Raw genomic sequence first — 19,456 nt, 5'->3', positions numbered from 1 at the left:
TTTACCAACGAATTCACCTATCGACGCATCGTTGCATTCGTGTTAAATGTTGCTAAATCATTCACAAGCGTAGTCCCAGCATTACCTGAAATGACGGTTGAGGGAATTGTGATCGAATTCGGTGTCGGATATGCATTTACAGCTGGAATTGTGTTCGATGCAGTATTATCATAATGGATGACAGCAATAGCTCCTGCATTTTGTGCGAAGATTACTTTTTCTTGAAAATTACAAGTTCCTCTTCTGATAATAGCAATTTTTCCCGTGATTTCATTTTGAATCGCAGAACATCCATCAGCTGGAATCGTATGAGTAAGCTGCCCATTTACATTGTAAGTGTAATTTGGTCCAATTGGCCTAGATGGAATTGTTTGATTCAATCGATCATTATTTAAGTGACTAATTCCAAAGCTAATTCTCACAGTTTTGCTTTTTTGATTTTTTTGTCCCGTAATATCATAGTCCGTTTTTGCTACATAACTCGTGGCAGTTCCTGATATTTCACCAGTTGAAACATTAATGCTTAATCCTGCAGGTAAATTTGGAGTGACTGAGAAAGAAACTCCAGTGGAAGGTTGTAAACCAGTAGGCAAAATTGATTGTGATGTACCGGTTCCTATATCACCCACTGAATACGAGAAATCAACATTCACATCCGGTTGTTCATTGGAAGTATCTCTATCGGAACTTGTATTGGAAGGTACATTCAATAATGCGATTAAAGAACTTAAATCCTCTCCGTTCTTTGTATTGCAATTTCCGAATATAAAAAAACTCGTCAATATTATCCATATACTTTTTTTCATCTAGGCACCACCTAGCATAGTAAAGTGTAAAGTTACCAATTTTTTCAAGACTTTTGATTTGATGTTTCTGAACTCAGAACGTTTGTTATGGTTTAAATCAATTTTTAGAACGTTTTTAGCGGTATTTTACAAATTTTTTCAAAAACTAAGGATTATCTTAATTTGAGCTGCTTATTTAAAATGAAATTGTATTCCAATCATTCATATTTGATGAGAAATGCATCGTATGTTCCAAGTTTGTTTTGGCCATCAAAACTACCGGTTGTAAATCCTGTGACATACAAAACACCGAAACGATCCGAGGAAATCCCTCGTCCCGTCAAATCAATGGATGTATTCCCTGATAATCGAATCCATTCTAAATTTCCATTTGCATCATATTTCGATAAATACGCATCATTATTTCCTAATTTGCTCACACCTAATAAGTTACCATTTGTTTTACCAAAACAATAAATATGACCGGAATTATCTGCGGAAAGGCCACTTACAAGTGTGACACTTGAACCACCCCCACCTAACAGTTTTGTCCAAATTTTATCTCCAAAAACATTCAAACGAGTTAAAAATTGAACTGAAGCTCCATCTATGGTATTTCCTTCCAAATTACCATTGGTGTCACCTGAGACGTAAATAGATCCTCTTTGGTCAACAGACATAGTTCGAATTTGGGTTGCAAAACCTGTTCCACCTATCAATTGTACCCATTTCAAATTACCATTTAAATCAAATGATACGATATATGAATCAGTGATGGAGCCAGGAGGAGTTTTATTAAAAAATTGAGCTGTTGCACTAATTTGCCCAGACACAATTAAAGACTGAGTTGTGGCTTCATACTGAATGCTTTGCCCATAGGAATTAATCCCACTGCTATCAAAAAGTTTAGTCCAAACTAAATCTCCTACAGGATTATATTTAAAGATGAAAGTATTTCGTGCACCTGCCGCAGATTGACCATTTAGCAGTTGTTCTTCTGTGTTTCCGGTAATGTATACATTTCCCCATGGGTCAGATGTGACTCCATATCCCAATGTTTCCCCACCAGTAGGGACAACTCTTGTCCAAAGAATCACTCCAGAACTATTAACTTTGATTAACAATGAACCAGCTCCAATTGATCCAAGTTCATTGAATGGAGTATTGGCAGATCCTATCAGGTATAAATTACCAAATATATCGATATGAGACAACTCCACATAAGTCGAACTTGTAACAGTGCTACCTGTCTGTTTTGCCCAAATCAATTGGCCATCTGGTTTGAATTTTGCAATCAGAAGATCGTTCTCTAAAGTGGGTGATATTTTGGTTTGTCCAAAAATAGATCCAGTGGTAGTTCCTACCATGTATACATTTCCACTTCGTTCTACTGCAGTTGAATTTCCAAATGTTTGGAAAGTACCGGATTGACCAAAAATTTTGGTCCACTGTTTATTACCTTGATTGTTTTGTGGTAGCTCAATACAATCCAAACCATTCAATATGCATTTTAAAATCTGTGTTTCCAAAAATGATTTTGATTGGAGATCAGCAGGATTATTCAATACGGATGGTTTACATTGAAATATAAAACTAATAAGGATAAAAGAATAGAATATGGAAATATACATTCTTATCATTCTCTGTCATTCCATGCTTAAATCTAGTCAGTTTTAAGAATATAACTTCTCAATTACTTACAAGTAACAAAATCTACCATTTTACTTCGGAATCCCTAAAACATTCGCCGTGATTTCAGGTAAACATCTGCCAGAAATATGGGCAGCATCTTGGTAATAATCACACTGCACTTTGCCTGATTCATTCAAATCCACAAAACGGATTTGTTTTTCATTTGCTATTGTTTCTATTTTTTGTTTCCATTTCGGATAAAAAGTAGCCGTGTCATAAAAATCATTTAGCTCTTTGTGAACTTTCGGAATCCATAAGATCACTTTGATATTATTTTTTTGGCAGCGGTCAATGATGTGAGATAAAAATTGGAAGTTGTTATCATTTTCCGTATAATTTCCATAAAATTCTTTTTTTAAAACATCCACTAACATAGATACTTTGATGTACTTGTCTGTATCATTAGAAGGAAAATTTTTAAAATCATTGAATTGATCAGGTTTATAAGGGGCTTCTTCTCTGTTTGCTTTTGTATCGAATGCGGCAGCAAATGGATCCACTGATCCAGCATTAGCTGGGAGAAATGTTTTTAACATTTCCATATTTTTATCTTTGGTTCCAAGTACATTGGCAGAAATCGCCTTAGTAGAGATTTTATAACGACTCAATGCAAATAATCGGGAAAAGAAAAATTCGTGAGCAAACTCTTTTGGTAACTCATCGAAATGTGCCAAAGCAAATTCTAAAGGCATACCTTCTAACAAAGTAATATGATAGAAACGATTATTTTTATTAAACGAAAAGGCTGATACTTCTAAAAAAACTATATCTGGTTTGTAGTTTTGTTCTAACAATTGATTGAATCGAGTATAATAAACCAAGGGATTGGATCCTGGTGCAGCATAAGTATAAATTTTATACTTTTCTAATTCTTTTTTCTGTTGTGATGATATAAATTCTGAATTTTGAAAGTAAGGCAATGATGCATATTGATAAAAATTCATCGAACGAGAAGTGCCAAATGCCCAAATTTTCTTTTTATCTTGGTATTTTACATTTCCTAAATAATCCGCACTCAAATTTTTAAGAGATTCAACATATGGATTTCCAACCTCTTCACCTATTAGGAAAGTTTTTATAGGAGGAATCAAGACCAATTTATCGATGGAAAAAAAGAGTAAAAATAAATATAAAATTCGGAATTTTCTAAGCTTCATGTGTCCGACCTAAAATTGAAAGTATATAAACTGAGTTGAATTTGATGACAATGTGAGAACCAAAATCCCACAAACGATTGCTAAACTTGGTAAAAATAGTTTTCGATATTGAAACTGAATTGCGACATTACGTTGAAAATATTCGTATGTATGGAGTAAAAATCCAACTGCTATCAATCGATATAACTTTGGAATCTCGGCAATATCGATACCTGATTGATTGTATATATTCTGGTAAATTGATTGAAAATCTTGGATTTTTTCAATTCTAAAAAATAACCAAGCAAAACACACCAAATGAAATACTACTAATCCTTTTATGATTCTGATAAGATAAGAAGAAGATTCTTTGTGCGGTTTGGAAATAATTCTTTCGAAGATCAAATAAAAACCATGAAGGGCACCCCATACTAAAAAAGTATAATTAGCACCATGCCATAAACCACCTAATACCATCGTGATCACTAAATTAAAATAAGTTCTCAAATTACCGAATCGATTTCCACCTAACGAAATGTATAGGTAGTCACGTAACCATTGAGAAAGTGTGATATGCCATCTTTGCCAAAACTCCTTAAGAGAAGTGGAAAAATATGGTGCATTGAAGTTTACAGGAATGTCATAACCCAGAAGTAATGCCAATCCTCTCGCAATATCACAATACCCAGAAAAATCGCAATAGATTTGAATCGCAAATCCATATACGGACAGTAGAGCGCTTAGGCCACTGTATGTTTCGGGATGGCTAAAAAATGGTTCGATGACAGGCGAAATATTATCAGCGATGATGACTTTCTTCAACACTCCTAGTAATATGAGATATCCGCCAGCATTGAATGGTAACTCGAGAAATCGTTTTTTGCTATGTAACTGTTTAAAAAAATCAGTATGCCTCATGATTGGTCCCGCAATCAACTGAGGGAAAAACATAATAAAAATAGTAAAATCAACTGCTGAAACTACAGATTGAATTTTCCCTCTGTATACATCGATTTGAAATGCAAGGATCTGAAATGTATAAAAACTAATTGCTAATGGTAAAACAATATTAGGGATAACGGATGTTACTTCTGAGATTTGTTGGAATCCAAAGATGTCCTGGATGACATTTACTAAGAAGTAAAAATACTTAAAAAAGACTAAGTTTAGTAAATTTAGGACAATGATCCCAGTAATTTGGATTTTGTTAAATTGATAACGAAAGAATTTATAAAATAAATAATTGAGAAGTACAACTAGAACAAAGTGGCATAAAAACAAGAGATCCAACAAGGATTGTCAATTTTTGAATTTTTGAGTTAACTTGCCAATAAATGGTGTAAAGGAAGACAAAAAATACGACAAAAACGAAAGAGTTAAATAACACAGAAATATCCTAATATTTAGTTAATACTCTAGATACGCTGACCTCGAGTAAATACATTTTATCATCTAGGTAAAAAATCGATCCATGGAATACGTGTTCGAAAATGCTCTAATGTTTTATCTGAAAGTTTTTGATACCCTCTCTCTGTTAGATGGTCCCCATCCAATAAGTCAGAACTTTTGATCCAAGTTTCTGGATCCAATCTTGGAACAAACTGAACCCTTTCCTTCATTAAAACATTCAGCCTTGATGCGGCTTCCATAGGCCAAGGTAATTCAACATACCAAATATTGATCGCAAGAATCTGATCACATCTAGTCTGGAGGTGTGTGAGAGCACGAATTTGATTTTGCACTGTAAATTCTAATTCAGATTGTTGTGGTGTAAAATTCCCTAGATAATCGTTCACACCCCCGTTGTATATACAGGCATTATATCTAGATTGGTCATTTTCAATTGCAAATAAGATATCAGTCGTTTTTCGAACGGGAAAAGCATTTTTAATCACAACAAATGGTTTTAGTTGTTCTTCTGCTGGCCATAAAGCCATAATACTATCACCAAACATCCCTAAAGTTGGTCGAACAAGGCTCAATAAAAGTGTTTCGTTGCGATTTTTTGAGTGATCACAATGGATAAGAAAGAAAAAAAGAAAGATGAATTTATATCTGCGCATGTTTCCTTTCTCATCTAATCAAACAAATTTCTTAGACAGAGCTGGATCCGGAATTCCCATTTCTAAAAATCCTTTTGCTCTTAAAATACAAGAATCACATTTTCCACAAGGTTTCCCAACAACAGGATCATAACAAGAATGCGTTAGGTGGAGAGGTGCGTTTACATGAATTCCCAGCTCGATAATTTCTTTTTTCCCGAGATGAAGTAGGGGTGTTTTAATTTGGATGGAATCCCCAATACCACTTACCCCTTTTTTGGTTCCGAGATTTGCCATCTTTTGAAAGGACTCGATAAACTCAGGCCGACAATCGGGATACCCAGAATAATCTAAAGCATTCACTCCAATGTAAATGGAATCATACCCATGTCCTTCCGCGAGCGACAAAGCAAACGATAAAAACAAAATATTACGACCCGGTACATAGGTATTCGGAATTTCCTTATCATTACCACTAAACAGTGATTTGGCGTTTTTTCTCACTTTGATCTTTTTTTCGGTGAGAGAACTTCCTAAAAAAAATCCTGGATCCAATTTTTGGATCACATGTTTGACTCCGAGTTCTTTTGCTATTTTTTTACTTTTGATGAGTTCAATTTTATGTTTTTGGGAATAATCGAACGAAAGTGCGAGGATTGGTAGTTTTTTGTTTTTGGGGAATCCAAATTCCTTTGCTGCAACATAAAGACAAGTAGTAGAGTCTAGTCCACCTGACAACAGTACGACGGCACCTTTTTTTTCAGATTGGGATTTGTTTGTGGAATCCGAAACGGAGACCATTTATTTTTTTGGCCCTCTATACACACAAGAACTTGTGCAAGTTTCGTAGAGAGTGATTTTATCGAGTAGTGGAAGTTTTGGTTTGAGTTGGTTCCAAAGCCAAACCGCAATGTTTTCACTTGTGGGATTTTCTAGGCCAGGCACATCATTTAATACATAATGATCCAAATGTTCGTCTAAGATTGGTTTGACGATGGATTTCAGTTCGCCAAAGTCCATAATCCATCCAGTATGAGGATCGATTTCACCCTTTAGATACACGGCAAAACGAAAACTATGTCCGTGCATTCGTTTGCATTTATGTCCTTCTGGGACATTTGGTAAAAAATGAGCAGCTTCAAAACCAAAGGTTTTGGAAAGTTCGATCTCTTCCATCACTCTTCCGTTGCGTATTCCGTAAAGAGTGACTTTTGGTTTCCCGCATGGTCTTGGAATTCTACTGGGTAATTAGATGTAAAACACGCATCACAAAAACCACCACCTTTATGACCTTCCACTGCCTTATGCATTGTATCCAATGTTAAATAGGCAAGTGAATCCACACGAAGGTACTTTTGAATTTCTTCAATTGTATGTGTAGATGCGATGAGTTCTTTGTGAGTTGGAATATCAATTCCATAATAACATGGGGCAACGGTTGGTGGTGCCGATACGCGGAAATGGATTTCTTTGGCACCAGCATTCCGGATCATTTTGATGATCTTACGGCTAGTGGTCCCACGCATTACCGAGTCGTCAATGATGACAACACGTTTCCCATTCACAACTTCCTTTACCACATTGTATTTAATCTTGGCACCGAAGTCGCGGATCTTTTGGTCTGGTTCAATGAAGGTTCGACCAATGTAATGGGAACGAACAAGTCCACTTTGGTAAGGAATGCCTGACTCTTCACTGTACCCAAGAGCTGCAATATTAGCAGAATCCGGCACTGGTATGATGACATCTGCTTCCACTGGCATAACACGTGCAAGCTGGCGACCAAGAGACTTTCTTACTTTATAAACCGACTCTTCAAAGATATACGAATCAGGTCTTGCAAAGTAGATGTATTCAAAAATACAAAGGCTAGGTTTTGCTTTTGGGAATGGATAAAGCGACCTCATTCCAGTATGGTCAATCACAACCATCTCACCAGGTTCCACATCCCGAACATATTCCGTTTCGGTAATGTCAAACGCACAAGTTTCCGATGCGAACACAATTGCTCCGTCAGAACGTTTCCCCATCACAAGAGGGCGAAATCCATTCGGATCACGAACGGCAATCAGGTATCTTGGAGTTAAAACTAACAAAGAATAGGCCCCTCGCACTTGTGCAAGAGATTCACAGAGAGCTTCAAGAAGGTCTGTTTTATGGCTTTTCGCCATTAAGTGGACAATCACTTCGGAATCGATAGTGGTTTGGAAGATCGATCCGTCTCTTTCGAGCTTATTTCGAATGTCCCAAGAGTTGACTAAGTTTCCATTATGGGCAAGTGCCACAGGACCCAAGTGAGATTCCACGCGGATCGGCTGTGCATTCCGAAGAAAACTCGCTCCCGTTGTGGAATACCGGTTGTGGCCAATGGCCGAATCCCCAATGAGCTCTTTGATCTTCGGTTGGGTGAAGATATTTGCCACAAGACCCATATTGGCATACCGGTATAAGTGTGATCCATCGGTTGAGACAATCCCACTGGACTCCTGGCCACGGTGTTGCATCGAGTACAAACCTAGGTAGGTAAAATTAGCAGCTTCCTTGCTATTGTAGATGCCGAATATGGCACATTCTTCTTTTGGTTTGTCAGATTGGAGAATCATTGTTAGAATGACAATTGCAGTATTTCCAAAATCCCAATTAGATGCAAATCAATTCCAACTATATTCTCGTCGATACAGCAAAAGCGTTAGATTTGGCCCTGATCAATCTAAGACAGTCCAAAATCATGTCGATTGACACAGAGTCTTCGGGTTATTACACATATTACCCCAAAGTTTGTCTCATTCAGATCAATTCCAATGGCAAAAACTACCTAATTGACCCACTAAAGATCACAAATTTGTCAGCTTTGGGTCCATTGTTTGAAGATCCCAATATTCTGAAAATCTTCCATTCTGCACAAGATGACATCAAAGCCCTCAAACGCGACTTTGGGTTCAAATTTGTGAACACGGCAGATACAATGATCAGTTCTCGTTTATTGTCTTTAGAACAAAGTTCGTTATCATTTGTCGTGGAACATTACCACAAAGTGACTCTCTCCAAAGTGGAACAAAAGTCGAATTGGGAAATCCGTCCCTTACAAAAACAACAACTTAAATATGCTGCTCTCGACACTGCCTATTTAGAATCCATTTGGTTAAAAATGGAAGAGGAACTCAAACGAAGGACATTATACGAAGAAGCAAAGTCAGAATTTGAATTCATTGCTTCTGAAGATTACGTGGCGAAGGAAGGAGAAGGATTTTCTCTTGGAAAATTTCCAGACATCCTCAACTTCACACCACTCGAACGAAGGAAAATTTTAGAACTCCTTCGTTACCGAGATGAAAAAGCAAAACGAATTAATAAAGCAAGTTTTCGTGTCTTTAATAATGATCGATTGTCACAAGCGGTTAAGGGACATCCAAACGAAGAAAAATGTGTGGAATGGTTTGGAAAAAAAGATGGAACCGAAATTTTCAAACTTTTGACAGCTGAATACAATGATCCTATTGATACTTCTGAACTATCAAAACGACATGGTGAAGACTTAAACGAAGACGAAAATCATAAATTCGAAAATGCTAAAAAATGGCGTCTCCGCATTATGCGTGCTAGACGAATGGAACATTCACTTCTACCTTCGAATAAACAACTCATCACAATTCTAAAAGCCGCTCCTAAAGATTTAGAAGAGTTAAAAGCCCTTCATGTGTTTTCCGATTGGAAAGTACAAAACTATGGCCCAAGTTTACTCGCTGCCATCCAAGGACTTCCTTTTGATTCGATGATCAACCGTTTGGTGGCGATTCGTTCCAAAGAAGCATTTGTTGCCAAACGTAGGAAAAAACAAAACCAAAACTCGAAAGACGAGGGTTGATGTTACCCTACGAGTCCTTTGTCGAAAAACTTTCAAGGGACTTTGATTCGATCCCAGAGACATCGGAAATTAAATCCGGTGTCATTTTCCCTTTGTTTGGTTCGAACACAACCGCCGAGGGGATCATCCTCACTGAACGTGCTAAACACTTAAAATCCCACCCTGGTCAAATTTCGTTTCCAGGTGGTGTGATGGAAACATCAGATTCCAATTTGCTTGTCACTGCTCTACGGGAATGGGAAGAAGAGATGGGTGTCAAACAAACCACTCTTGATGTACTCGGCAAATTAGAAGGACTCCACACACGCACGGGGTTTCATATCACTCCCTTTTTAGCGAAATACAATGGGGATTTTTCTTTTTCCAAAAACGTAGATGAGGTGGAACGAGTGATCCTCCTTCCCTTTTCAGAACTTTGGATAAAACCTTTTTATGCAATTGAGATTCCCAATCGAGAACCAAAACATTTTGCATATTATTTTGATTTGCCAGATGGACTTTTGTGGGGAGCAACCTGTGAAATGATCCTTCGTTTTTTGAAAGCCCATTCTTCCTTTGACCGAACACCCAAATTAGTCAAACCGAACCTGGCAAAACCTCCTTTTTTAGATCCCAAATCCCTCTAAGGTCATTTCTCGTTTTCGCCGATGATGTACAGGTGCAAAAACGAAAAGGTAAGAATTCAAAAAATTTACAGACTCATCCATCGGGAAGGTTGGTTGTATTATTACTTTTTTTGTTTTTTTCCTATTCATATTCCATTGATCCTCAAGTCTCAAATAACAAACGCTATGTGTTTATTTTAGATGCAAGTGGTTCCATGTCCGAAAAATGGGATGGCAAAACACGAATGGCCGTCGCCAAAGAAAAACTCATTCAAGTTTTAAGTGGACTGCCTAAAGATGCAAGTGTAGGTCTTGTGGCGTATGGAAATCGAATTGCCGGTTGCCAATCGGCAAGATTGTATCACCCCATCCAAAGAGGAGGAGCATCCGTTGTGAGCCAAAAACTTGCCACGATTGTCCCTGCCGGCTCTACTCCTATCGCACAAACCTTGCAAGTCGTAGGCGAATACTTGTTAAATGACCAAATTGAAACTGAAATTATTTTTATCTCCGATGGAGTTGAAAGTTGTGAAGGAGATCCGAAATCTGTTTTGTACAATTGGCGCCAATCAGGAAAAAAATTTCGCCTCCAGATCCTTGGCATCGACATTGATCCGAAGGGAGAAGAAGATTTAAAACGCCTATCCATTTTAGGAGAAGGAAATTATTTTCCATTAAAAGGACCAGAAGACTACGACCGTTCTTTCCGAAAGATATTTTCCCATTTGCAAACCACAGAAACAAATGGAAACTTCACAAACATTCCTTTAACACTACCAATAGATTCCTCACTCCCAACAACTCCAAACACTGGTAAAATCCAAATCGTCAATATCTTACCGTATGAAGATGGATCCGAAAATGGGTATATCGTAAATTATGAATATTCTGCAACCCAACCTACTGAATACATGATCCAATTTTATCTCTACCCTGCGGATGAAAAACACAGGAGTTTTCCCATCCCTCCACTTCGGGAAAGGCGAATGGGAGACCTCGTTAGCCAAAAAATCGAATTGAAGTTGGGCAAAGAAGGAAAAGGAAAATTTGTGGTCCCCTTACCTCCTGGAAAACGAATGAAATCATCCCTCGAACTCTGGGATATGACAGGGGTTCCCAAAATTATTGCCCTATCAGAAGAAAAACCCATTCACGATAAATCCAATTTTGACCGAAATGAAAAGTAATGAGACAGAATTCTAATATTCGGAAGTGTTTTGTTCTGGGAATTGTATGCCTTTTCTGTTTGGGATTGGGAGTTTTCCATCCCCTTCTCGCTGAACGTTCCACCCAATCTGTTTTTGCCAAAGAAAGGGACAAACAAGCAGACCTTCTCTACCAAAAAGCAAAAGAATTTTTAGAAGACCGTAACCATTACCAATCAGTCGAAACTTGCAAAAGTTTTTTGATTTTGTACCCTGGGCATCCCAAAACGAGAGAGGTTCGAAAAACCTTAAGTGCCAATTACCGAATGACTGGGGACACTTTGGCTCTCGCAGAGAATGAACTCAAAATCTACAAAGAATTTCCCAATACAGAAGAAGGTTTAGAATCATATTTATTGTCTGGGAAAGCCTATGTGCGTATGGGCAGAGAAGACAAAGCGTATCAGATTTTTCAGGACATTATCAAAAATACGTATTCGAGTAAAATTGCCCAAGAAGCAGAATTAGAACTGACTCAGATGGAAATTTTAGGAGAGAGTAAAAATAAGTAATTTTTACGAAAATATTGCCCTAGGGATCTCCGATAATAAACTAGGCACGTTGAGCAAAAAGGGTCCAGAGATTTAAGAATGTCGTTTTTTCAAATGGTTACTTTCCCAGCGAACTCCTACATCATTGTAGAGGGGAAAAAGGATGCGAACAATTTCTATATCATCCGTGAGGGGAAGGTACGTGTCACTCGTGAGACAGCTGTTGTTGGTGAGGACCCCAATCAGGTTTTAGGACCCGGTGACTTTTTTGGTGTTGTGGCTGCAATGAGCCAACACCCACAGATCGAATCTGCTACTTCCCTTACCAATGTATCTTTAATCTCTGTTAGTTACGACCAATTTGGAACTCTCATCCAAAAATCAACTGCAGTTGCGATGAATATCATTCGTTTCTTCTCCATGAAGTTACGACAATTTGATACAACAATTACCAGGTTATCCTTTCGAAATGCTGTTGAAGAAGATCCAAACGAACTTTTTAAAATTGGGGAATATTATTTCCAACAGCAAAATACATCACACGCAACCTTTGCTTACCAAAGTTATTTAAAACACCTTCCCAATGGTCAATTTGTTCCGCAGGCAAAACTGCGATTACAAACCATAAACCAACCTTTCCAATCAGCTCCCATTGATTATACAAAGTTCAATCGAAATTACAAAGACAGTGAAATGATCTTTTGTGAACATGAGCCTGGTAAAGAACTCTTCATCTTACAAAGTGGAAAGGTTAAAATTTCAAAAATCGTAAACCAAAACGAAGTGATGCTCGCGGTGCTTCAGGCCGGGGACATTTTTGGTGAGATGGCAATCTTAGATAATAAACCACGTTCTGCTTCGGCAGTGGCTGCGGGTGATGTGGAACTTCTTGCCATTAACAAAGCCAACTTCGAAGGCATGGTAAAAGCGCAACCACAACTTGCGACCCGACTCATCACACTTTTGTCCGAACGGATTTGGATTGCTTACAAACAATTAGCAAACCTTCTCCTCAAAGACCCACAAGGTCGAATTGTGGACACACTCATGACCCTCGCAGAAAAAAATCGAATCAAAGTGGCGCCGAAACAAGCCTATAATTTTGAGATTGGAACCAAAGACCTTCTGAAGATGGTGGGACTCACTGATCCGAAGGACGAACTAATCATATCCGATATCATGAAAAATAATAAATTTATTCGAATGGATATGGGAAAAATTGTTTGTTCCGACATGGCAGAATTAGAAAAACTCGTCCAATTCTATCATAAAAAGGCTAATATGGAGAATAAGCTCAAGAAGTTGAAATAACTTCTTGCCAAACGATTTCTCCTGACCTATGTTAGAGGCCAAAGAAATATGAGCGATAAGATATTAGTGGAAGAAAAGGGAAACACGATCCGTGTTCGCTTTATGGACCAAATCCTAGATGGAAATGCACCCGAGTTGCGGGAAATTTTAGCGGAGATTTTGGAAAAGAATGTCCAAGAAATTTATTTGGATTTGGAGAAGGTTGTCATCGTGAGTTCCCTCGGGATCTCTCGTCTCCTTTCGTTTAAGAACAAAGCTGACGAAAAGAAAATGACAGTTAAAATTGTAAACATCCAAGACAAGTTAAGAGAAACTCTGAAAAAATTGATGTTAGATCAGTTTTTTGGAATTTAATTCACAACAACAATCCACTCTTTTTTAAAACCCCACTCGGTATTCCAAACACATCTCATCGTTTGGAATTCCATTGGGGAAGTTTGCGTTTTTAGCAACTTCTTAACGATTCACTTCACATTTTGAATTGATTTTCTTACTGTTTCCTTTTTGATTCAATCCCTATGTCCAGACGCGTTCAGAAACTTTTATACCGGATACAACTTACACACCTCACCAAAGGTTTGAATGATGAAACTGCCCGCGCGTTACGAGTAAATGCGACATTCCAAGTGGTAATGTTTTTATTACCAACTCTTCTTATTCCCGTCATCATCTTTACGGAACCTAAAGAGACTCATCTCACATCTTTTATTTCTTACTTTTTACTCGTGATTCCTCTAGGTATTGCTCGTATTTTACTCTATCGAGGTAAATTTACTCTGAGTGCTATCATCACTTTGTTAACTAGTAATTTTCATATTCTATCACTAACTTATTTCCAAGCAGATGATCCCGCACCCTTGGGATTTTTACTTTTTTCAATTATCCCCTTTATCATGATTCCGAGAAAAAACAAATACATTCGTATTTTCTTTGTTAGCTTGTCTTCATTTTTATTTTTAGGTTCAATGTATTATTATAGAGTCATGGGTGGAGAGGGACTCTATGGTCCACCAAAATGGATTGTGCCTGCTGATTATCTAATGCCTCCACTCGTTATGGTTGTTTACTTTTTTATACTTTTAATCAATCAATTTGTAAAAGCAGTAAACAAAGCAGAAGACAAACTCATTGCAGAAAATCATAAATCTGAAAGTTTATTGTTAAATATTTTACCAATGGATGTCGCACGAGAATTAAAACAAAATGGTGTGAGTAAACCAAAACATTTTAAGTCTGCCACTGTTTGTTTTACTGATTTTGAAGGATTTACTAAAATTGCAGAGACATTAACACCGACAGAACTTGTAGAAGAATTGGATCGATGTTTTTCCTATTTTGATAGCCTTATGGAACGCCACAATTTGGAAAAACTCAAAACCATAGGAGATAGTTATATGTTTGTTGGTGGAATTCCAAAACCAAACAAAACACATGCTGTTGATTCTGTCCTTGCCGCACTTGAAATCCAAGCCTTTATGAACCAAATGAAGGAAATCAAAGAAGGACAAGGATTACCTTATTGGCAACTTCGACTTGGAATCCATTCAGGAGAACTCATCGCTGGTGTGATTGGCGATAAGAAATTCGCATACGACGTATGGAGTGATACAGTCAATACGGCAAGTCGGTGTGAATCTTCTGGAATGACTGGAAAAATCAACATTTCAGCTGAAACCTATACTTTGGTGAAGGATTTTTTCCAGTGTGAATACCGAGGAGAAATTCCAGCAAAACACAAAGGTCAAATCCAAATGTATTTTGTCGAAGGATTACTTCCCGAATTACAAAGGGAAGGGCATTCCAAAATTCCGAATCAAGAATTTTTCAATCGATACAAAGCACTCGGAGATAAACCCTAAGATTAGTTCTTTTCTCTTAGGATTTACCTATGTGGACTGTGTTTAAAAACCTTGTGCTTTTAAATCTGCTTCCATCATAATTTTCACAAGTTCTTTGAACTTTACTTTTGGTTCCCAACCTAATTGGCGTTTTGCTTTCTCAGGATTTCCAATGAGTAGTTCTACTTCGGTTGGTCGGTAGTACTTTGGATCAATTTTGACAAGGACTTGGCCAGTTTTTTTGTCCTTTCCAATTTCGTTATCTTCCTTTCCTTCCCAAACCACTTCATACCCAGCAATTTTGTAAGACTCTTCAATGAATTCACGAACTGTGTGAGTTTCATTGGTAGCCACAACATAATCATCTGGTTTCTCTTTTTGTAACATCATCCACATCATTTCAACGTAGTCAGGAGCATATCCCCAGTCACGTTTTGAATCAATATTACCCATCGTAATGAAAGGGAGTTTGCCAGCTTTCACTGCAGAAACTCCAAGAGTGATTTTTCTTGTAACAAATGTTTCTCCACGTCTTGGAGATTCATGATTGAATAAAATTCCATTCGATGCGTGCAAATTGTACGCTTCTCTGTAATTCACAACTGCCCAATACGCATATAATTTGGCGACTGCATATGGGGATCTTGGATAAAATGGTGTTTTTTCTGTCTGTGGAACTTCTTGGACAAGTCCATATAATTCAGATGTGGATGCTTGGTAGAATCTTGAGTTAATGCCTGTTTGTTTGATAGCATCTAAAATTCTTAATGTTCCAACCGCATCTACTTCTGCTGTGTATTCAGGTACTTCGAAAGACACTTGAACATGAGATTGAGCAGCTAAATTGTATATTTCCGATGGTTGGATTTTTTCAAGAATACGATTGAGATTGGAAGAATCAGTGAGATCCCCATAATGTAAATGGAGTTTTGGGTTTCCATGAAGGTGTTCAATGCGGTTTCGATTGAATAAACTCGTTCTGCGGACGATACCATGGACTTCGTATCCTTTTTGTAAGAGGAGTTCTGCTAAGTAGGAACCATCTTGGCCTGTGATTCCTGTGATAAGTGCTTTTTTCATAGATCAGTGAACAGTTTTTCAAAATTCTTTCGAAAGAAAAGGAAAAATGGAGAAAGTCTGGCGAATAATCCCAAATTTCCCACCAAAACAAACCATGTTCCCTTCGGTTTTGGGGGATACGGAACAAAACTTCCAACAAATTTGATAGGGTTTCTGTGAAATGGGCAGGATGGGAAACAAAACTGCCCAAAATGAGGACTGGTTCAAAACAAGTCTTCGATGATTTTGGCTTTTTTCGTTGTGAGTAAAAAAGGTCGTCCAAAGGAATTGGTAAGTTCTGCCTCTGGGTCCACTCCACTTGCTTTGTAAATGGTTGCGATGAGATCCCTTAGATGCACGGCTTCATTTGGTTTTGTTGGTTTGGCACCCAGTTCATCTGTTTCTCCAAACACAAATCCTTTCTCAATGGGACCACCTCCCAAAAGAGTGGACCACACTTTGGGATGGTGATCACGTCCATCCCTCGATCCAACATCTGGTGTACGTCCAAACTCACTTGTTAAAACAAATAACGTTTGTTTGATGAGGCCGGTTTGGTTTAGGTCTTCGAGAAGAGCTGCAATTCCCATATCAGTATCTTTCATAATTTTTGTGATTTGAGCTTTGTTACCTGTATGGGTATCCCAACCTCCAATCGAAATATGGATGAAGGGAACTTCTTGTTTGGCGAGGCGTTTCGCAAGTAACATTGCCTTTCCTTGCCAGGTGGTTCCGTAACGGGCTTTTGTTTTTTCGTCCTCTAAACTAATTCGAAAACTATCAATGTCTTTTGAATTTCGAAATTCTTCTGCTGCCATTAACATTTTTTTCCAATGTTTTGTTTCCTTCGATGGATATGTTTTTGAAAATTCATCGTTCATAAAGGAAACTAAGTCTTTTCTTCTTAAAAGCCTTTCATCAGAAAATTTACCATACGAAGGATTAAGATGTTGGATGGGTTCATCCACATTCCCCACATGATAACCAGAATAGTTGATTCCTAAAAATCCAGAATTTCCATTTTTGCCACCTCTCCCACCAATCGACACATAACTTGGAAAATACGAAGATTTAACTTTTGATTTTTTGGCATAGGCAATCACAGATCCAAAATGAGGAATGTCGGGAAATCCCATCGCTTCTGTCATTCGGTAACCAGTTCCAAGTAACATTTGTGCAAATCCATGATCTCCATCTTCACTCCAAGTAGAGCGAATGATACCTATCGAATGGAGTTGTTTTGCAGTGAGAGAAAACGGTTCGAGTAAGGAAAGGCCGGAGATACTAGAAGGTACTTTGCCAAAAGCACTATTTGGTTTTGGATCCAAGGTATCCACATGGCTCATCCCTCCCATCATCTCTATAAAGATAACTGATTTTACCTTTGATGGCAGTGTGATGGATTCAGGTTCTTTTTCATCTTCATCAGCACGAAGAGAAACAAATGGATTTTGGGAAAAAAGAAACGATCCCATTCCAAGACTCAACATTGTTTTATTTAAAAATTCTTTGCGATCCATTATGGTTCCTTAATTGATATGTTGGAATTCTTGACTATTTAAAAGAGCCCAAAAGAGATCTTGTAATAAATCTTTGTCAAAGACTGTATCAGGTTTTGTTTGGTAGGTTTTGATTTTTTCAATTTCCCCTTTTGTTGGAAAACGTCCTAACAATCGAAAGTACAAATTTTGAATCACTAGATTCATCGATTTGGACTGATCAAATTCGGCCTTTACAAGGGATGGGTTATTGCCAAAATCCCAAACTAATTTGCCAACCACTCGTCCATTCATTAAAGTTAACATCTGTTCGATTGTGAGTTCAGAAATGTCATCCGATATATCTACTCTTTGACCAGAACCAAATACAGCAAGGATGGAATGATACGGTGCAGGCCTTTCGACTTCCACTGCGTTTGAAATTTCTTTTGGGTTGTCTAAAGGAATTCGAATGGTACCTACTCCTGTTAAATCATATGGTTTTTGGCCCATGAGATTGGTAAAAAAGGAAAGATTTCGTTCTCTGATGTTCCCTACTTTTTGTAAGTCAGAAACTCGTATAAGAGAGTTAAGGAGTTGGTCACTGTCCAAACGTTTTGGAGTAAAAAATTGGATTGGATCATCCTTTCCCGATTGGTTTGTGACACTACGCATGTAAGCATTGGAAGTAACGATGTACAATACCAATTCTTTTAGTTGTAGTTTGTTTGCTAAAAAGTATGAGTCCAAATGGTTTAGAATCTCTTCTCCTTGGACCACTGTATCTTCATTCCAATCATCAAGTGGTGTAAAAAAACTCCATCCCATAAGTTCAGTCCAAATACGGTTAATGATTACCTTTCGGAACCTGTCATTCGATTTGTCGGTTAACCATGACGCAAAAACCTTTCTTCTATCCTCACCTGGTTTTAGCTTTGCTTCCTTACCATCTAAAAACTTAGGTCTTACCAGATCTCCTCCAGGTGCATCATCAGTATGAGGGAAACGAAGGCCCAACTTAGGTTCGAAATACAAAGTAGCATATTCAAGTTCGTGTTTTTTTTGGTAGTCTTTCCTCTGTTCGTCGGTCCATTTGTTCCAATTGTCTCGGTTCCATTCATTATTTTTATCTTGGAGGTTTTTTTGTTCCTCCATTGGCAAATGAACTTCTAACTCTCTCGGAACATAACTGATTGATTTTCCATATCGATTGGCTTCCCAACTACCATCTCGAAAGTATTGTTGGCTAAAAAAAGCAGCGAGTGCATAATAATCCCTTCTCGTAAAATCGGGTATATAGGGATGGTCATGGCACCTTGCACATGCCACTCGTTTCGCATAAAATAGTCTACCAACATACTCTGCTGTTTGTAAAGGATCTGCTCCATCACGAATGTAAAAGATGGTGGCCGGAGATTCTTTCACTGAACCAGTGGAAAGAAACATTTCTGTTACCAACTGGTCGTATGGTTTATTGGAATGAATGGAATTGGCTAAGTATTGGAAAAAAGTTCCTGTTGGGATTTTTCTCCCTTTGGATTTATCACGGAACATGGCAGCAAATTGATTCCCCCAATATTCGGCAAATTCTGGCTGTTTTAAAAAACGAACCACAAAAGATTCTAATGTTTCCTCTTTAGAATTTTCTAATTCACTCCATTCCGAAACATTTGGAATCACTCCACGTAAATGTAGAGATAATCGACGGAAGATTGTTTTTTTGTCCGCCTTTTCTATATTAGGTGATATCTTAAGATACAAATGATCCAATGGATGAACTGCATTCTGTTTTGAACGTGAAAAAACATAACTCAAAGATCCAACGAGGAACAACACAGATGGAATGAGTAGAAAGTAATTTCGGATTGGAAGGAATACCATTCTCATATGGCAAAGATTCTATGTTGGATTTTGGGAATTGAAAATATTTTTCTTGCAAAAGTCAATTT

At 37.7% G+C, this 19,456-nt stretch carries 18 protein-coding genes; 7 read left to right on the top strand and 11 right to left on the bottom strand.

Translation table 11 applies throughout. The features are described 5' to 3' along the window. Positions 1-17: 17 nt before the first annotated feature. The 8 genes from ND812_RS03790 to purF form a co-directional block, all read right to left on the bottom strand. On the bottom strand, positions 18-806 hold the full coding sequence (locus tag ND812_RS03790) for a PA domain-containing protein (RefSeq protein WP_265374342.1): 789 nt from the start codon (positions 804-806) through the stop codon (positions 18-20). Positions 807-1,003: 197 nt separating this feature from the next. Then, positions 1,004-2,425, bottom strand: coding sequence for an SBBP repeat-containing protein (locus ND812_RS03785; protein WP_265374341.1), 1,422 nt, complete (start codon positions 2,423-2,425; stop codon positions 1,004-1,006). A gap of 81 nt (positions 2,426-2,506) precedes the next feature. Further along, positions 2,507-3,634, bottom strand: a complete 1,128-nt coding sequence (locus ND812_RS03780) for a DUF1574 family protein (protein WP_265374340.1) — start codon at positions 3,632-3,634, stop codon at positions 2,507-2,509. Between the two features lie 9 nt (positions 3,635-3,643). After that, positions 3,644-4,894, bottom strand: a complete 1,251-nt coding sequence (locus tag ND812_RS03775) for an MBOAT family O-acyltransferase (protein ID WP_265374339.1) — start codon at positions 4,892-4,894, stop codon at positions 3,644-3,646. Between the two features lie 167 nt (positions 4,895-5,061). Next, positions 5,062-5,595, bottom strand: a complete 534-nt coding sequence (locus ND812_RS03770) for an SGNH/GDSL hydrolase family protein (protein ID WP_265374338.1) — start codon at positions 5,593-5,595, stop codon at positions 5,062-5,064. Between the two features lie 99 nt (positions 5,596-5,694). Continuing rightward, positions 5,695-6,456 (bottom strand): 7-cyano-7-deazaguanine synthase QueC, encoded by a 762-nt coding sequence (queC, locus tag ND812_RS03765; RefSeq protein WP_265374337.1) that lies wholly within the window; start codon positions 6,454-6,456, stop codon positions 5,695-5,697. Continuing rightward, positions 6,457-6,831: a 6-carboxytetrahydropterin synthase QueD gene (gene queD / locus ND812_RS03760; protein WP_012387208.1), complete on the bottom strand. Its 375-nt coding sequence runs from the start codon at positions 6,829-6,831 to the stop codon at positions 6,457-6,459. Then, positions 6,831-8,258: an amidophosphoribosyltransferase gene (gene purF / locus ND812_RS03755; RefSeq protein WP_100719967.1), complete on the bottom strand. Its 1,428-nt coding sequence runs from the start codon at positions 8,256-8,258 to the stop codon at positions 6,831-6,833. The genes queD and purF overlap by 1 nt, the downstream gene beginning before the upstream one ends. Before the next feature lie 41 nt (positions 8,259-8,299). Between purF and ND812_RS03750 the strand changes: the two genes are divergently transcribed. The 7 genes from ND812_RS03750 to ND812_RS03720 all read left to right on the top strand — a co-directional run bounded on the left by ND812_RS03750 (position 8,300) and on the right by ND812_RS03720 (position 14,991). Next, positions 8,300-9,520, top strand: coding sequence for a ribonuclease D (locus tag ND812_RS03750; RefSeq protein ID WP_108960226.1), 1,221 nt, complete (start codon positions 8,300-8,302; stop codon positions 9,518-9,520). Then, positions 9,520-10,146 (top strand): NUDIX hydrolase, encoded by a 627-nt coding sequence (locus tag ND812_RS03745; protein ID WP_265374336.1) that lies wholly within the window; start codon positions 9,520-9,522, stop codon positions 10,144-10,146. The genes ND812_RS03750 and ND812_RS03745 overlap by 1 nt, the downstream gene beginning before the upstream one ends. An 89-nt stretch (positions 10,147-10,235) precedes the next feature. After that, complete coding sequence (locus ND812_RS03740) at positions 10,236-11,312, top strand: vWA domain-containing protein (protein ID WP_407658530.1); 1,077 nt, start codon at positions 10,236-10,238, stop codon at positions 11,310-11,312. Beyond that, positions 11,312-11,842, top strand: a complete 531-nt coding sequence (locus ND812_RS03735; protein ID WP_265374335.1) for a tetratricopeptide repeat protein — start codon at positions 11,312-11,314, stop codon at positions 11,840-11,842. Before ND812_RS03740 ends, ND812_RS03735 begins: the two co-directional genes overlap by 1 nt. Positions 11,843-11,920: 78 nt before the next feature. Then, complete coding sequence (locus ND812_RS03730; RefSeq protein WP_265374334.1) at positions 11,921-13,132, top strand: Crp/Fnr family transcriptional regulator; 1,212 nt, start codon at positions 11,921-11,923, stop codon at positions 13,130-13,132. A gap of 48 nt (positions 13,133-13,180) precedes the next feature. Continuing rightward, positions 13,181-13,486: an STAS domain-containing protein gene (locus ND812_RS03725; RefSeq protein WP_265374333.1), complete on the top strand. Its 306-nt coding sequence runs from the start codon at positions 13,181-13,183 to the stop codon at positions 13,484-13,486. Positions 13,487-13,650: 164 nt separating this feature from the next. Next, positions 13,651-14,991: an adenylate/guanylate cyclase domain-containing protein gene (locus ND812_RS03720; protein ID WP_265374332.1), complete on the top strand. Its 1,341-nt coding sequence runs from the start codon at positions 13,651-13,653 to the stop codon at positions 14,989-14,991. A 42-nt stretch (positions 14,992-15,033) separates the two neighbouring features. On the opposite strand, the gene gmd is transcribed toward ND812_RS03720, so the two are convergent. The 3 genes from gmd to ND812_RS03705 all read right to left on the bottom strand — a co-directional run bounded on the left by gmd (position 15,034) and on the right by ND812_RS03705 (position 19,394). Further along, positions 15,034-16,050: a GDP-mannose 4,6-dehydratase gene (gmd, locus tag ND812_RS03715; RefSeq protein WP_100725525.1), complete on the bottom strand. Its 1,017-nt coding sequence runs from the start codon at positions 16,048-16,050 to the stop codon at positions 15,034-15,036. Positions 16,051-16,253: 203 nt separating this feature from the next. Then, positions 16,254-17,549, bottom strand: coding sequence for a DUF1501 domain-containing protein (locus tag ND812_RS03710; RefSeq protein WP_265374331.1), 1,296 nt, complete (start codon positions 17,547-17,549; stop codon positions 16,254-16,256). 9 nt (positions 17,550-17,558) lie between these two features. Then, positions 17,559-19,394 carry a DUF1553 domain-containing protein gene (locus ND812_RS03705; protein ID WP_265374330.1) on the bottom strand — a complete coding sequence of 612 codons (1,836 nt, stop codon included), beginning with the start codon at positions 19,392-19,394 and terminating at the stop codon, positions 17,559-17,561. Between the last annotated feature and the right edge of the window lie 62 nt (positions 19,395-19,456).

The sequence above is a fragment of the Leptospira limi genome (assembly GCF_026151395.1).
Taxonomy (GTDB): domain Bacteria; phylum Spirochaetota; class Leptospiria; order Leptospirales; family Leptospiraceae; genus Leptospira_A; species Leptospira_A limi.
This window is presented reverse-complemented; position numbering and strand designations above follow the sequence as displayed.